The organism is Amycolatopsis sp. WAC 04182, assembly GCF_003947465.1.
Taxonomy (GTDB): domain Bacteria; phylum Actinomycetota; class Actinomycetes; order Mycobacteriales; family Pseudonocardiaceae; genus Amycolatopsis.
The window spans coordinates 16256-31575 of the sequence record NZ_QHJJ01000007.1; the positions used below are offsets into that span (position 1 = coordinate 16256).

Sequence of the window (15320 nt, forward strand, 5' to 3'; positions counted from 1 at the left end):
CCGGCGACGGAGGTGGCCTTCACGGGCGTTTCGGTCAGCCGATGCTTTCGACGACAGCCTCGGCGACCGCCTTCATCGTGGTCCGGCGGTCCATCGCGGTGCGCTGTATCCAGCGGAACGCGTCCGGCTCGGTGAGCCCCTGACGGCTCATCAGCAACCCCTTGGCGCGGTCGATCACCTTGCGCGTCTCGAGCCGGTCCGTGAGGCCCGCGACCTCGGACTCGAGCGCCTGGAGCTCGGCGAACCGGCTCACGGCCAGCTCGATGGCCGGCACCAGGTCACGCTTGGCGAACGGCTTGACCAGGTACGCCATCGTGCCCGCGTCCCTGGCCCGCTCGACGAGGTCGCGCTGGCTGAACGCGGTCAGGATGACGACCGGCGCGATCCGGTCGCCGGTGATCTTGGAAGCGGCCTCGATACCGTCGAGCTTGGGCATCTTGACGTCGAGAATCACCAGGTCGGGCTTCAACTCGGTGGCCAGGTTGATGGCCTGCTCGCCATCCCCGGCCTCACCGACCACCTCATAACCCTCTTCACGGAGCATCTCGACGAGATCCAGACGGATGAGGGCCTCATCTTCGGCCACGAGCACCCGCCGCTGGGGTGCGGCGACGGCACCATTGGCCTCGGCAGCCTGCTCGGTCACCGGGGTCCTCCTGAAGGTCGTCGGGCAGTTCGGCTCGCGGTCTGTCCGCGAACCTGAAGCCTACCGGGAACGATCCAGACGGCTAGATGGCGTTCACCACGTCAGACGGTCGTCACACTCCGGGCCCGGCGAACGGCGCGCTCCCGTGATCCCGTAAAGTTCACCAGGCATCGCCCCCGTAGCCCAACTGGCAGAGGCAACGGATTCAAAACCCGTCCAGTGTGAGTTCGAATCTCACCGGGGGCACCAACAGGAACCTCACAAGCCGAACCGGCGCGCTGCGCCGGGAGCTTGATCGTGATTGTCGCGTGTTCGCCGCCGTCGTGGACCATGATGGCGAGCTGGACGGCTTCGAACAGCGCTTGAAGGTACGGCCCCGCCGCCTCCGCTCGGGCAGTGCTGCAGATGTACCGCCCGTACCCCCGGAGATCCGCAGATCGCCCGCGCGCGTTCGACCTCCGACATGGGCCGGAACTGTAAACGGCCGCCCCGCTCTGTCATGCGATCGCGAGCGGCACGGTCGCTCGGCTCAGCCCGATCGTGGCAGGAGGCACCGACACAGCGATGAATGCGGTGTACGACCTTCCGGAATGGGCCGAGCACATTCGGTCCTCTGGTGGTGGCAACCTGATCGCAATTTTCAGGACGGGTGAACGGCTTGTTCGCGATGTCACCGTGAACAGAATTGTTGATGCTGTGCCACAAAAAGCAAAGGGAACTCGCGACCTGACCAAGATCGGTCTTGACCTCCGAGAATCGTGTGTGGCGAAATGCGGGTGAGGAGGTCGGCATGACGCGCTATCTCGTTCGACGGCCGACGGACCCACCCTTGCCGGGGCTGGATTCGTTCGCTGACGATGCCTTGGCGCGGCGCTGGTTCCTGTCGCCGAGGTCGTACGCGGTTGCTCGCTTTGAGCGGCTGCGCGCCGGGTTTTCCCTCAACTACGCGGCAGTACGTCTGGCGGCCGGGGTGACGGACCATCTCGCGGGTCTCGAACTCGGATTCCGCCTTCCGGCTCGGCGTGGGTGAGTCGGCAGGATGCCGGGAGGCGCGCGTTCGGATTGCGCAATACGGTTGTCATCACGGTGATGACGAGCTCGGTGATGAGGGGTTGGCGATGGTGACGGGAAGCTTCGATGAGTGACCCGGCGTTCGCTGAACTCGTCGCGTGGGCCGAGAGCCGGTTGTCACGACTGATCGACGAGGTGTTCGCGGCGGTGTGCGAGCGCATCGACCTGTATGGGGACGAGAAGATCGTGCCGCGTGCCGACCTGCATCGGTCGATCGCGGTGAACCTGCGGTTCATGGTCGGCGCGCTGGGCGACTCGGCCAGGTCGATCGAGGAGGCGGCGCCGGGCGAGACGGGTCGCCGTCGCGCACGCCAGGGGGCGCCGTTGCCGGAGGTATTGCAGGTGTACCGGATCGGCTGCGCGATGCTCTGGGACCTGCTGGTCGAGCATGTCAGGGACATGACCCGGCCGGACGCGGCCGACGGCCTCGTCGACGTGGCGAGCCTCTTGTGGCGGGTCGCCGACGAGCACGCCGTGCGGCTGACCGAGGCCTATCGGGCGGCCAGCGCGGAGTTGCTGATCGCGCAGCATCGGCGCCGGTCTGCTTTGGCCGCGGCGCTGTTCACCGGTCAGCGGGTGTTCGACGCCGGCGCGTGGGAGGCCGGGCGGTTACTCGGCCTGGCCGTGGACGGGCAGCTGGCCGTGGTGGCCGCGGAGACCCGGGGCCTGGCTGAGGAGAGCCTGCTCGGTGTCGAGCAGCGGCTCGCCGAGGTCGGGATGGTCTCGGCCTGGCAGCTGACTCCCACGATGCAGGCCGGAGTGATCTCGGTCCGTGATGAGCAACGCGACACGATGATGTCGATCGTGAAGGACGTCGCGGTGGCTCGTACCGGGGTGAGTCCGCTGTACCGGTCGTTGACCGAGACGCCGCGGGCGCTGCATCTCGCCCGGACGGCGCTCGCCGGTCTGCCGCCTGGACAGCCCGCTGTGCGCGCGTTCGGTTCCAGTCCTCTTGCTGCGTTCGTCGCTTACGACCCGGACGAGGGACGCCGCCTGGCCGCCGAGGTCTTCGGTGCGGTGCTCGACCTGCCATCGGAGGAGCGCGACGTCCTGCTCGAGACGTTGCGTGCCTACTTCGATCAGGGCGGCTCGACGGACGGGGCCGGACGTGTCCTGCACTGTCACGCCAACACCGTCCGGTATCGGTTGCGCCGGATCCGGGAGCTGACCGGCAAGTCGCTGACCGACCCGCGTGACCTGGCGGAACTGGTGACCGCGGTGCAGGCTCTGAGCCTCGATCCCGCCCGTGGTGGATCAGCCGACGGGTCGTCGGCGGGGACCGGCGAGCCTTAGCTCGTCGCCGGCCGATCGGCACGGCCCGCGAACGACGACCGAGGCCGCGATCCCGGCGGCGACGCCGATCAAGGTGTCGACGAGCCGTGCGGTGAGCAGCGTCGCGGGCTCGGCGGGGGAGGCCAATTCGGTCATCACCATGATCAGCGGGGTGAAGAAGCCCAACGCCAGGCCGTAGTGCCGCGCCATGAACAGCTCGGTCGGGAACAGCAGCACCATCACGACGACGGCGAGTGACGTGGTGCCGAGATGCAGTTGGAGCAGCCCGGCGGTGACGACCAGTCCGGCCAGAGTCCCTCCGACGCGGTGCAGGCTTCGGTGGACGACGCTGCCGATGCCGGGGTGAAGAAGGCTGCGGGTGTCCGCCACCGCCAGCGGCACCGCGGCGGAAGCCATCGCCCAGTTGGCATGGTCGACACCCAGCAGCAGGCCGGCGGCGCCTGCGGCCACGACGGCGACTGCGTATCGGAGGGCGTGGACGGACGAGCACGACAGTTGCCGTCCCCTGCCGCACCAGCCGCGGAGGCAGCGCGCGGCGATCGGTCCCTGGGCACGTCCGGCCGCGGTGAGTCCAATGAGGACGGAGAACACCACGGTGCCCGCACAGATCGACAACGCGGCCAAGGGTGGGACCCGCGCCGGAACCGTGGCCGTGGCGCCGAGCGCGAAGATGCCGAAGAAGGGACCGCGCGGGCTGAGGTCGAGCCGGGTCGTCACGAGGGCACCGACGAAGGCGAAAGCGGTCACGGTGGAGACCAGGATCCATGGCTGTGCCTGGTTTCCGGACAGGAACGACCCGATCCCCACCGCGGTCGACAGGACCGCTCCGGCTTGCGCCTGGTGACGCAGCCTGGAGCGGCGAGTGCCGGTCCGGCCGTACATCCCGGTGAAGGAGCCGAACACGGCATAGATGATCAGCTCCGGATATCCGAGGACCACCAGGGCCAGCCCGGGGATGAGCAATCCGATCGCGACCCGGCACGCGTGCGACCAGTCATCCGGTGCGGGGCCCACGCGCGCCGACATGCGAGCGAGAGCCGACCGAGGCGATATCGTGCTTCTCCTTCGGGAATGCCGGGAAGGACTGTCAGCGGAGCCGTCGTTCCTCGTCCTCTTCGAGCCGGCTTTTCTCTTCCTCGCTTCGCTCTTCCTCTTTTTCGATTTCTTCTTCGTGCGGTGTTTTGTTGGACATCGTGTCAGTATAGGAAAATCCACAGGGATGAATATCGTCTACAAAGATCTTTGTTTCCGGTGACAGGTTCAGTCGGTGAAGACGGTCTGCCTGATGTGAACGCAGTGGGCGGATCGCCAGGAAGGGGTCACGACGAACTTCACCGGTGCCCAGGGGTCGCAGGCTTCCCAGGGTTGTTGCCGTCGGGCGTCGAGTGGTGCGCCGATGGTCGCTTGGAAGTCCCACTGTGCGTTCGGCAGCCTGCCGGCGACGGCGGCGATCTGAACGAGGAGTTCACCGATGTCGGGCCCATAGGTGCCGGGGTCCAGGCCCAGGTGACGGCACAATCCGGCAGGCGATGCCGATTCGGAGAGCAGGATCCTGACCACCCGGCTCAGTTCGATGGCGATCCGCTCGGCGTCGGCAGGTTCGCCTGTGCCGGCGAGCGAGATCGCGACCAGCCGACGGCAGGACTGTTGCAAGAGGTTCGTGAACCGAAGAGACAGGTGCATGTGCCTGTTTTCTTCCTCGTCGGCAGGCAATCCCGTATTTCTGGTCGACAGTTGCCGCCGCAAGCGCAAGTTGATTTCTCGCATCCGGTCCAGCTCGCTGCGCAGAGATCTGGTCGAGGTGGCCAGTGTTTCGATTTGTCTCTGCGGTGGTTCGTCGTCGTTCATGTCCTGGGAAACCTCGCTTCGGCACGGATCTTGCGCCCCGATTCGTGCAGTGCCTCGCGGATGAACGGGTACAGCGTCGGCATCGCTTCGTCGTTCAGGAAGTCCTGCAGGACGGGCGGTTCAGCGGTGAACGGTGTCGCGGAGCGGTAGCGCACGACGGCGTCCACGACGTAGCTCGCGTCCGGGGTTTCCATCGCCAGCCGCGCCCGTAGCGCGACCGTGGTGTCGGTGCTGTGGACGTAGAACTTCCACTCCTGGTCGTTCGCTTCGCCCGCGAACTCCTTGCTGCTCAACGGGAATCCCGAGTGGGCTCGCGCGCTGACCTCGTATTGGCGGATGTCGTCCAGGCGGAGCAGATCGAGGGAAAGCGCGGTCAATGGAAGTTCCTCGGTGTCGTCGGTGCCGCGGACAGCAGGTCTCACCTGGAACGCTCGACCGTCACCTTCAGATGCTTCATCAGCGGCTGATCGCTCTGGGTGCTGTAGTCGCCGATCGCGCACAACACGTTCATCTCCGGCATGTACCCGGCGGCGCAGCCGGGCGGGATGTCGTACGGCACCGCGAGGTAGCCCTTGAGCGAGCGGGTGGTGCCGTCCTTGGCGGTGCTCGTGATGTCGACCGGGTCGAATTCGGACAGACCTCGGTCGAGCATGTCCGCGGAGTTCAGGAAGATCAGCGTGCGCAGGTTCTTGATGCCGCGGTAGCGGTCGTTGTCGGAGTAGATCGTGGTGTTCCACTGATCGTGCGACCGCATCGTGCCGAGCGCGAGTGTCCCCGGGGCGGGGACCACGTCGGGAACGTCCGCGGTGGAGAACTCCGCCCTGCCCGACGGCGTGTGGAAGACCCGCTCGCGTGCCGCCTGGTGAAGCCGGAACCCGAGCGGCTGCCGCACCCGTTCGTTGAAGTCTTCGAATCCGTCCAGCGCTCGCGACATCGTGTCGCGGATGCGGTCGTAGTCGCCGACGTAGTCCTCCCACGGCGTCGCGCTGTCCGGCAGGGTCGCGCGGGCCATCCCGGCGATGATCGCGGGCTCGGACAGCAGATACGGCGACGCCGGCGTCCGCTTGCCGACCGAGAGGTGCACCATGCTCATCGCGTCCTCGACCGACGTGGCCTGCGGCCCCGCCGCCTGGAGGTCTCGTTCCGTGCGGCCGAGGCAGGGCAGGATGAGGGCCTGCTTCCCGTGTTCGAGATGGCTGCGGTTGAGCTTCGTGCTGACCTGCACGGTCAGTTCGCACTTGGCCAGCCCGGCCGCGGTGTAGGGCGTGTCCGGGGCGGCGAGCACGAAGTTGCCGCCCATGCCGACGAACACCTTCACATCACCGCGATGCATCGCCTCGATCGTGTTCACGGTGTCGAGCCCGTGGTGCCGCGGCGGCGTGATCCCGCAGACCTCGGCGAGCCGGTCGAGGAAGTCGGCGGACGGGCGATGGTCGATGCCGCACGTGCGGTTGCCCTGGACGTTGCTGTGCCCGCGTACCGGCGAGGGCCCGGCACCCGGGCGGCCGAGGTTGCCCCGCAACAGCAGCAGGTTCACGATCTCGCGCACGGTGTCCACACCGTGTTCGTGCTGGGTCACGCCGAGGCACCAGCTGATGATCGAGCGCTCGGCCGAGCGGTAGACCCCGGCCGCGGCGCGGATCTGGGACTCGGTCAGGCCCGACTGCCGCTCCAGTTCGTGCCACGAGATCTCCTGGCAGGCGGCGCGGTACTCCTCGAAGCCGGACGTGTACGCCGCGAGGAACGCGGTGTCGAGTGCCGCCGGGTCGGTCTCGGCCATCTCCAGCAGGGCTTTCGCCATCCCGCGCAGGAGCGCCATGTCGCCGCCGATCCGCGGCTGCAGGTTCAGGGTCGAGGTCGGGGTGGCGCGGAAGGTGGCCATCCTCGCGAAGTCGTGCGGGATGATCGTGCGGGTCGCTCCCGCCTCGACCAGGGGATTGACGTGCACGATCTGCGCGCCCCGGCGGTAGGCCTCGGCCAGCGCGGTGAGCATGCGCGGCGCGTTCGAGGCGGCGTTGACCCCGAGGATGAACAGCGCGTCGGCCTCCTCCCAGTCGTGGATGTCGACGGTTCCCTTGCCGGTGCCGATCGCGGCCTGCAGCGCCCTCCCGCTCGCCTCGTGACACATGTTCGAGCAGTCGGGGAGGTTGTTCGTGCCGTACTCCCGCACCCACAGCTGGTACAGGAACGTGGCCTCGTTGCCGAGCCTGCCGGAGGTGTAGAACGCCGCCTGATCCGGTGAATCCAAATCGCGCAGTGTGCGGCCGACGAGGTCGAACGCTTCCTGCCAGGAAATTGGGACATATCGATCAATTCCGGCGTCATAGCGCATCGGTTCGGTCAGCCTGCCGTGTGCCTCGAGTTCGGTGTCACTCCATTTCCGGAGTTCGGACACCGTGTGCTCGGCGAACAATTCCGGGCCGACTCGTTTCCGGGTCATCTCCCAGGCGACGTGCTTGATCCCGTTCTCGCAGATGTCCAGATGGAGGCCCTTGGTGTCGTCGGGCCACGCGCAGCCAGGACAGTCGAAGCCGCCGTTCTCGTGATTCATCCGCAGGATCGCCTGCGGGCCCGCCACCAGCTCCTTTTCCTGTACGAGGAACTTGGTCACGCTCTTCGCCGCGCCCCAGCCCGCGGCCGGATGGTGGTAGGGCTTGAACTCCGGCTTGCGTCCGTCCGGTCCGTCCCCGTGTCGCTCTGTCACCGTCATCCTCTCGGCATGCCTTCGTTCCGGTTCTGATTCAAGCACGAGAGGCGCATTCGGGCATCATCGAGCACAATTGTGAACCACCCGTTGTGACCGGATGACAAACTTTTTAGTGGCGTCCCACAACGCTGGCGGAAAATGCCTGGTCGCAATTCAGGCGCACATCTTTTCGTCTTGACGCCCCTTATCGGGCTCAAGTAGACCGGTCACGAATTCACTGTTCCCGACACGGGAATTCGTGTGAGCGACTGCGCTGGAAGGAACACGCCGTGGCGAAAGCGGTAGGCATCGACCTGGGGACGACCAACTCGGTGATCGCGGTGCTGGAGGGCGGCCAGCCGGTGGTGATCGCCAACGCCGACGGCGCGCGGACGACGCCGTCGGTCGTCGCCTACACCGATTCGGGTGAACGGCTCGTCGGCCAGCTGGCGCGCCGTCAGGCGATCTTGAACCCCAAGGGCACGATCTCCTCGGCGAAGCGGTTCGTCGGGCGCCGCCACGACGAGGTCTCGAGCGAGCTGGACGCCGTCGCCTTCGACGTCGTCCCCGGCTCGGACGGTGCCGTCCGCTTCGATGTGCATGGCAAGCAGTACGCCCCTGAAGAGGTGTCGGCGCTGGTCCTGCGCAAGCTCGTCGACGAGGCGTCGAAGTTCCTCGGTGAGAAGGTGACCGAGGCCGTCATCACCGTGCCCGCGTACTTCAACGACGCACAGCGTCAGGCGACCAAGGACGCCGGCCGGATCGCCGGGCTCGAGGTGCTGCGGATCATCAACGAGCCCACCGCCGCCGCGCTGGCCTACGGTCTGGACAAGAAACAACAGGAGACCGTGCTGGTCTTCGACCTCGGCGGCGGAACGTTCGACGTGAGCGTGCTCGACATCGGCGACGGTGTCGTGGAGGTGCGGTCCACCGCGGGGGACACCCATCTGGGCGGTGACGACTTCGACCGGCGCGTCGTGGACCACCTCGCGGACGAGTTCGAGCGGGACAACGGGATCGACCTGCGCAAGGACCCGCAGGCCCTGCAGCGGTTGTTCGAAGCAGCGGCGAAGGCCAAGGAGGAGCTGTCGTCGGTCACCCGCACGACGATCAACCTGCCGTTCATCACCGCGGACGCCTCCGGGCCGAAACACCTCAACACCACGCTCATGCGGTCGACGTTCGACCAGATCACCGCGGACCTCGTCGAACGGTGCCGCGGCCCGGTCGAGCAGGCGATCTCCGACGCGAAGCTCTCGCCGAGCGACATCGACGAGGTCATCCTGGTCGGCGGATCCACGCGGATCCCGGCGGTGCAGGAACTGGTGCGCCGCCTGGCCGGTGGCAAGGACCCGAACATGACGGTGAACCCGGACGAGGTGGTCGCGCTGGGTGCGGCGGTCCAGGCGGCGATCATCAAGGGCGAGGCGAAGGACGTCCTGCTGCTCGACGTCACGCCGCTGTCGCTCGGTATCGAGACCCTCGGCGGCATGATGACCAAGGTCATCGAGCGCAACACCACGATCCCCGCCCGGCGCAAGGAAACGTTCAGCACCGCCGAGGACGACCAGTCCGCCGTCGACGTCGTGGTGCTGCAGGGCGAGCGCGAGAAGGCCGCGGACAACCGGGTGCTGGGCCGGTTCCGGCTGGAGAACATCCGCCCCGCCCCGCGCGGCGTCCCGCAGATCGAGGTCGTCTACGACATCGACGCCAACGGCATCCTCAACGTTTCCGCGCAGGACAAGGAAACCGGTGCCGAACAGCGCATCACCATCAGCGAGAGCTCCAATCTGGACGGTTCCGAAGTCGAGCGGATGGTGGCCGACGCCGAGGAGCACCGGGCCGAAGACGCACGGCTCCGCGAGCTGGTCGACGCACGCAACACGCTCGACCAGGCCGCCTACCAGGTCGAACGACGGCTGACCGAGCTCGGCGAGAGCGTGGCCGTGCACGACAAGGCGCGTGCCGAGATGCTGGTCGGGGACGCGCGAGAGCTGCTGAAGGACGACCGGGAACCCGGCCTCGACCGGCTCCGGTCGCTGACCGCTGAGCTGCAGCAGCTCTACCACGGTCTCGCCGCGGTCACCCCCGGGGAAGCCAAGCCGCCGGCCGACGGCGACGACGACGTCGTCGACGCCGAGTTCACCACGTCCTGATCACGATGACGACAGAGGACACCGCGCACGACGACCACGTCGATGAGAAGGCGCTGCGCGAACAGATCAAGAACCTGGAAGACCACGTGCGGCGTGTCTCGGCGGATTTCGACAACTACCGCAAACGCACGGCGCGCGAGGCCGAACAGCTCGCCGACATCGAGCGGATCCGGACTGCGGCCGCTTGGCTGCCGGTACTCGACAACCTGGACGTCGCGCTGGACCACGCGGACGCCGACCCCGCCTCGATCGTCGAAGGGGTCAAGGCCGTCCGGGAGCTGGCCGACGCCGTCATGGCGCGGTTGGGCTTCGCCCGGCGCGCGGAGGAGGCCGGGACGCCGTTCGATCCCGTCGCTCACGAGGCCGTGAGCACCGTCCAGGCGGGAGAGGTCTCTCCGGGCACGATCGTCGAGGTGGTGCGGCCGGGCTACGGCGAGGGACCGACCCAGCTGCGCCCGGCCGCGGTCGTGGTGGCGAGGCAGGACTGATGGCGCAGGACTTCTACACCGTCCTGGGGGTGAGCCGGACCGCGGACCAGGCGGAAATCCAGCGTGCGTACCGGAAACTGGCCCGGCAGTACCACCCGGACATCAACAAGGACCCCGGCGCCGAAGACCGGTTCAAGGAGATCTCCGAGGCCTACGACGTGCTGTCGGAGCCGGAAACCCGCCGCCGTTACGACGCGTTCGGCCCGGATTTCCGGCAGGTCCCCGACGGGATGGACCCGGAAACGTGGGCACGGGCAAGGTCCGGTGCCCCGTTCACCACGGGGAGCCCGTTCGGGAGCGCCGAGGACATCGACCTCGAAGACCTGCTCGGCGGGATCTTCGACGGCAGGGCCCGGCGGCACGGCCCGATGCCCGGCGCGGACCAGGAAGCCTCGATCGAACTCACCGTCGAAGACGCGCACCGCGGTGGCAAGCGGTCGATCACGTTGGGCCCGCGAACGATCGAGGTCGACATCCCGGCAGGCGTCACCGACGGTCAGCGGATCCGGCTCGCCGGCCAAGGCGGGCGCGGCACGGACGGCGCGCCTCCGGGTGACCTGTACCTGATCGTGCACCTCGCGCCGCATCGGCGGTACCGCGTCGACGGCCGGGACCTGACGGTCGATCTTCCGCTGACGCCGTGGGAAGCGGCACTCGGAACCACTGTGACGCTCGAAATCCCCGGCGGGGAAGCGAAGCTGAAGGTGCCGCCGGGCACGTCGACCGGGCGGAGGCTCCGGCTGCGCGGCCGCGGGCTTCCCCATCCCCGTGGCGCGGCGGGCGATCTCTACGCCAAGGCGTCCGTGGTCGTCCCGTCCGAGCTGACCGACGAGGAACGGGAACAGTTCGAACGACTGGCCGCGGTGTCCGCATTCAACCCGAGGAGCTCCGACCGGCGATGACCACCTACGCGCTGGTGCGCCACCCCGGCGCCGCCTACCTCGATCTGAAGACCTTCGCCCACGCGACCGGGCTGTCCGAGGAACTGGTCCGCCGCTTGACCGCGCTCGGACTGTTCAAACCCGCCACGGACAGCGGCGGAGAACTGTGGTTCCCGGCCGGAGAACTCGTGGCCGCGGCCCGGATCCGGCGTCTGCGTGCCGGATTGCCGCTCAACTACGCCGCCGTCGGCCTCGTCGCCGACCTGCTCGACCGCATCGCGGAACTCGAGGCGGCCCTTCGTACCCGATCTCGACGCAGCGGAGACTGACCATGGACCCGAACAGGCTCACCCAGAAATCCCAGGAAGCGCTGCACGACGCCCAGACCGCCGCGCTGCGGCTCGGCCACCCCGATGTCGACGGCGAACATCTGCTGCTGGCCCTGCTCGACCAGCCCGACGGACTCGTCCCGCGGTTGCTGACCGAGGCAGGCGCGGACCCGGCCCTGCTGCGCGGCGAAGTCGAGGCCGAACTCGCGCGCCGTCCCAAGGTCACCGGGCCGGCCTCCGCCCCTGGTGAGACGCGCGTGACCGCCCGGCTCGCTCGTGCGCTCGACGCCGCCGACCGTGAGGCCGGCCGGCTCAAGGACGACTATGTCTCGGTCGAGCACCTCGTCGCGGCCCTGGTGGAGGAAGGCGCCACGAGTGCCGCCGGACGGCTGTTGCGATCCGCCGGCTTGACCCGGGACAAGTTCCTGGAGGTGCTGCGGAAGGTGCGCGGCAATCAGCGCGTCACCTCCGCGACGCCGGAATCTGCTTATGAGGCCTTGGAAAAGTACGGCCGCGACCTCGTGGCCGATGCCGCGGCGGGCAAACTCGACCCGGTCATCGGCCGTGATGCCGAGATCCGCCGCGTGATCCAGATCCTCTCGCGCAAGACGAAGAACAACCCCGTGCTCACCGGTGAACCGGGGGTGGGCAAGACCGCGATCGCCGAAGGACTGGCGCAGCGGATCGACCGCGGCGACGTGCCGGAGGGGCTGAAGGGCAAGACGGTCTTCTCCCTCGACCTCGGCGCGCTGGTGGCCGGGGCGAAGTACCGGGGCGAGTTCGAAGAGCGCTTCAAGGCGGTGCTCAACGAGGTGAAGGCCGCCGAGGGCCGGATCCTGCTGTTCGTCGACGAACTGCACACGGTCGTCGGCGCAGGGGCCACCGAAGGCGCGATGGACGCGGGCAACATGCTCAAGCCGATGCTCGCCCGCGGCGAATTGCACCTCATCGGGGCCACGACGGCCGACGAATACCGCAAGTACATCGAAAAGGACGCCGCGCTCGAACGCCGGTTCCAGCCCGTGCTGGTGGACGAGCCGTCGGTCGAGGACGCCATCTCCATCCTCCGGGGGCTCAGGGAACGTCTCGAGGTGTTCCACGGCGTCAAGATCCAGGACAGCGCTCTGGTCGCCGCCGTCGTGCTGTCCCACCGGTACATCTCGGACCGGTTCCTGCCGGACAAGGCGATCGATCTGGTGGACGAGGCGTGCGCGATGCTGCGCACGGAAATCGATTCGATGCCCGCGGAACTCGACGAGCTGAGCCGCCGCCTGACCCGCGGCGAGATCGAGGAAGCCGCACTGGCCAAGGAAAACGACGCGGCGAGCGGGGCGCGGCTGGAAGAACTGCGCCGCGAGCTGGTCGATCTGCGCGCCGAAGCCGGCGGGATGCGCACGCAATGGGAGGCCGAACGCGCCGCCCTGAACAAGGTCCAGGCCTTGCGTGAGGAGATCGAACGAGTCCGTCACGACGCCGAAGCCGCCGAACGCGCCTACGACCTCGACCTGGCCGCGCAACTGCGGCACGGCAAGCTGCCCGAGCTCGAGCGACGACTCGCGGGTGAAGAAGAGCTGCTGGCGGCCCGGCAGGCGGGTACGCGGCTGCTGCGTGAGGTCGTGACCGAGGAGGAGATCGCCGCCGTGGTGTCACGGTGGACCGGCATCCCGGTCAGCAGGCTGCAGGAGGGCGAGCGGGAGAAACTGCTGCGGCTGGACGACCTCCTCCACGAACGCGTCATCGGGCAGGACGAGGCGGTGCGGGCGGTCGCGGACGCCATCATCCGCGCCCGCTCGGGGATCAAGGATCCGCGCCGCCCGATCGGCTCGTTCCTGTTCCTCGGCCCGACCGGGGTCGGGAAGACCGAACTGGCCAAGGCACTCGCGGCGAGCCTGTTCGACACCGACGACAACATCGTCCGCGTCGACATGAGCGAGTACCAGGAGCGGCACACGGTCTCCCGCCTCATCGGCGCGCCGCCCGGGTACGTCGGCCACGACGAGGGCGGCCAGCTCACCGAAGCCGTCCGCCGCAAGCCGTACTCGGTCGTCCTGCTCGACGAGATCGAGAAGGCGCACGCGGACGTGTTCAACACGCTGCTGCAGGTCCTCGACGACGGACGGCTCACCGACTCGCAGGGCCGCACGGTCGACTTCCGCAACACGGTCATCATCATGACCTCCAACATCGGCGCCCACTTCCTTGTGGACGGTGTCGACGCCGGCGGGGAGATCAAGGCCGACGCGCGTGACGCCGTCATGGCCGCCCTCCGCGGGCACTTCCGTCCGGAGTTCCTGAACCGGATCGACGACATCGTGCTGTTCACCCCGCTCACCGAACCGGAGATCGAGCGCATCGTGGAGCTGATGCTCGCCGACCTGCGTGGGCGCCTGGCGGCGCGGCGGATGACGCTGGCCGCGCCGCTCGACACCCTGCGCTACATCGCCGAGCAGGGTTTCGATCCGGTCTACGGCGCACGCCCGTTGCGCCGGTTCCTCGCCAGGGAAGTGGAGACCAGGATCGGACGGGCACTGCTCGGCGGGGAGGTCGGGGACGGCGCCGTGATCCAGCTCGGCCTCGCCGACGGCAAGCTCACCGTGACCTGCAGGAACCCCGGCACCGAGGAAGCGGCGTGAGCGACCCCGATTCACCGGTCGATCCCGTACGCGAAGGATCGTCCGTCGTCGCAGCCGCGCTCGTCGACTGGATCGAAGCCCGGCTGCCGCGGCTCGTGGACGACGTGTGCGCGGCCGTCCGCGAGCGCATCGAGCTCTACCGCGACGAAAAGATCGTGCCGCGTGCCGACCTGCGCCGGTCGATCGCGGTGAACCTGCGGTTCATGGTCGACGCCCTGGCTGGGACCGGAGACCCCGACCAGAGTGCTCCGGAGGACACCGGAGCCCGCAGGGCACACCAGGGTGCCCCGCTGCCCGAAGTGCTGCAGGTGTACCGGGTCGCCTGCGGGATGCTGTGGGACTTGCTGGTGCGGCACGCCCGCGCGTCCGCGTCGGAAGGCGCCATGGACGAGCTGGCCGACGTCGCGAGCCTGCTGTGGCAGGTCACCGACGGCCATGCGGTCCGGGTCACCGAGGCCTATCGGGCGACGAGTGCCGAGCTGCTCGCGTCCCAGCAACGGCGGCGTTCGGCGCTGGCCGAAGCGTTGTTCACCGGCCAGCGGGTCTTCGACGCGGGGCCGTGGGAAGCGGGACGGCTACTGGGTTTTTCGCTGGACGGCAAGCTGGCGGTGGTCACCGCCGAAACACTGAGCCTGGCCCAGGAGAGCCTGGTCGGGATCGAGCGGCAACTGGCGAGGCTCGGCATCGTCTCGGCGTGGCACCTCACGCCAACGCAGCAGGCCGGTGTCGTGTCGCTGCGCGAGGAGCAGTACGACGCGCTGCTGGCGCTACTGCAGGACCTGGCCAGGGCCCGGACCGGTATCAGCCCGCTGTACCGGTCGCTGACCGACACCCCGCGCGCACTCCATCTCGCCCGCGCGGCCCTCGCCGGCATCCAGCCGGAACGGCGCGAGGCCCGCGCGTTCAGCGCCAGCCCGCTCGCCGCGTTCGTCGCCTATGACCCGGACGAAGGGCGACGGCTCGCGGACGAGGTCTTCGGGGCGGTACTCGATCTGTCCGCGGAGGAACGCGATGTACTGCTGGAGACGCTGGAGGCCTACTTCTCCGTCGGTGGCTCGTCCGAACGGGCGGCGCAGGTTCTGCACTGCCATGCCAACACAGTCCGGTACCGGCTGCGCCGGATCCGCGAACTGACCGACCGGTCGCTGACCGAACCCCGGCAGGTCGCCGAGTTGGTGACCGCCCTGCAAGCGCTGAGCCTGAGCTCGCCGCGCCGGTCCGGCACGGTGCTGCTCGGCGAGCGCTGATCCCTTGTCGTACCGCAAACCTTTCATCGAATCCTGGGAAGT

General features: G+C 68.2%; 13 protein-coding genes and 1 tRNA gene. 9 read left to right on the plus strand and 5 right to left on the minus strand.

Features of this window, described 5'->3' with window-relative positions:
• Positions 1-34: 34 nt before the first annotated feature.
• The gene (locus DMH01_RS32290) at positions 35-646 is read right to left on the minus strand and encodes an ANTAR domain-containing response regulator (RefSeq protein ID WP_005157321.1); all 612 of its coding nucleotides are present in this window, start codon (positions 644-646) and stop codon (positions 35-37) included.
• A 172-nt stretch (positions 647-818) separates the two neighbouring features.
• On the opposite strand from DMH01_RS32290, the gene DMH01_RS32295 reads away from it, so the two are divergent.
• The 3 genes from DMH01_RS32295 to DMH01_RS32305 all read left to right on the plus strand — a co-directional run bounded on the left by DMH01_RS32295 (position 819) and on the right by DMH01_RS32305 (position 3010).
• Positions 819-895 (plus strand) — tRNA-Leu (locus DMH01_RS32295).
• A gap of 541 nt (positions 896-1436) precedes the next feature.
• Entirely contained in the window at positions 1437-1676 is a 240-nt protein-coding gene (locus DMH01_RS32300; RefSeq protein ID WP_125681488.1) for a hypothetical protein, read from the plus strand.
• A 107-nt stretch (positions 1677-1783) separates the two neighbouring features.
• Complete coding sequence (locus DMH01_RS32305; RefSeq protein ID WP_125681490.1) at positions 1784-3010, plus strand: CdaR family transcriptional regulator; 1227 nt, start codon at positions 1784-1786, stop codon at positions 3008-3010.
• On the opposite strand, the gene DMH01_RS32310 is transcribed toward DMH01_RS32305, so the two are convergent.
• The 4 genes from DMH01_RS32310 to DMH01_RS32325 form a co-directional block, all read right to left on the minus strand.
• Positions 2972-4036, minus strand: coding sequence for an FUSC family protein (locus DMH01_RS32310; RefSeq protein WP_125681492.1), 1065 nt, complete (start codon positions 4034-4036; stop codon positions 2972-2974). The genes DMH01_RS32305 and DMH01_RS32310 overlap by 39 nt on opposite strands.
• A 234-nt stretch (positions 4037-4270) precedes the next feature.
• Positions 4271-4858 carry a hypothetical protein gene (locus DMH01_RS32315; protein ID WP_125681495.1) on the minus strand — a complete coding sequence of 196 codons (588 nt, stop codon included), beginning with the start codon at positions 4856-4858 and terminating at the stop codon, positions 4271-4273.
• Positions 4855-5280 (minus strand): hypothetical protein, encoded by a 426-nt coding sequence (locus DMH01_RS32320; RefSeq protein ID WP_125681497.1) that lies wholly within the window; start codon positions 5278-5280, stop codon positions 4855-4857. The genes DMH01_RS32315 and DMH01_RS32320 overlap by 4 nt, the downstream gene beginning before the upstream one ends.
• Positions 5277-7562, minus strand: a complete 2286-nt coding sequence (locus tag DMH01_RS32325) for an FdhF/YdeP family oxidoreductase (protein ID WP_199745715.1) — start codon at positions 7560-7562, stop codon at positions 5277-5279. Before DMH01_RS32325 ends, DMH01_RS32320 begins: the two co-directional genes overlap by 4 nt.
• Positions 7563-7834: 272 nt before the next feature.
• Here DMH01_RS32325 and dnaK point away from each other — a divergent pair, with 272 nt between their 5' ends.
• From dnaK to DMH01_RS32355, 6 genes are read left to right on the plus strand one after another with little or no spacing between them, the layout of a single operon-like run.
• Entirely contained in the window at positions 7835-9700 is a 1866-nt protein-coding gene (gene dnaK / locus DMH01_RS32330; RefSeq protein ID WP_125681501.1) for a molecular chaperone DnaK, read from the plus strand.
• A 5-nt stretch (positions 9701-9705) separates the two neighbouring features.
• On the plus strand, positions 9706-10188 hold the full coding sequence (locus DMH01_RS32335) for a nucleotide exchange factor GrpE (protein WP_125681503.1): 483 nt from the start codon (positions 9706-9708) through the stop codon (positions 10186-10188).
• Positions 10188-11090: a DnaJ C-terminal domain-containing protein gene (locus DMH01_RS32340; RefSeq protein WP_125681505.1), complete on the plus strand. Its 903-nt coding sequence runs from the start codon at positions 10188-10190 to the stop codon at positions 11088-11090. Before DMH01_RS32335 ends, DMH01_RS32340 begins: the two co-directional genes overlap by 1 nt.
• Entirely contained in the window at positions 11087-11398 is a 312-nt protein-coding gene (locus DMH01_RS32345; RefSeq protein ID WP_125681507.1) for a chaperone modulator CbpM, read from the plus strand. The genes DMH01_RS32340 and DMH01_RS32345 overlap by 4 nt, the downstream gene beginning before the upstream one ends.
• A gap of 2 nt (positions 11399-11400) precedes the next feature.
• A complete protein-coding gene (gene clpB / locus DMH01_RS32350; protein WP_125681509.1) occupies positions 11401-14031 on the plus strand; it encodes an ATP-dependent chaperone ClpB in 2631 nt (876 codons plus the stop codon).
• A complete protein-coding gene (locus tag DMH01_RS32355; RefSeq protein WP_125681511.1) occupies positions 14028-15278 on the plus strand; it encodes a CdaR family transcriptional regulator in 1251 nt (416 codons plus the stop codon). The genes clpB and DMH01_RS32355 overlap by 4 nt, the downstream gene beginning before the upstream one ends.
• Positions 15279-15320: the final 42 nt, after the last annotated feature.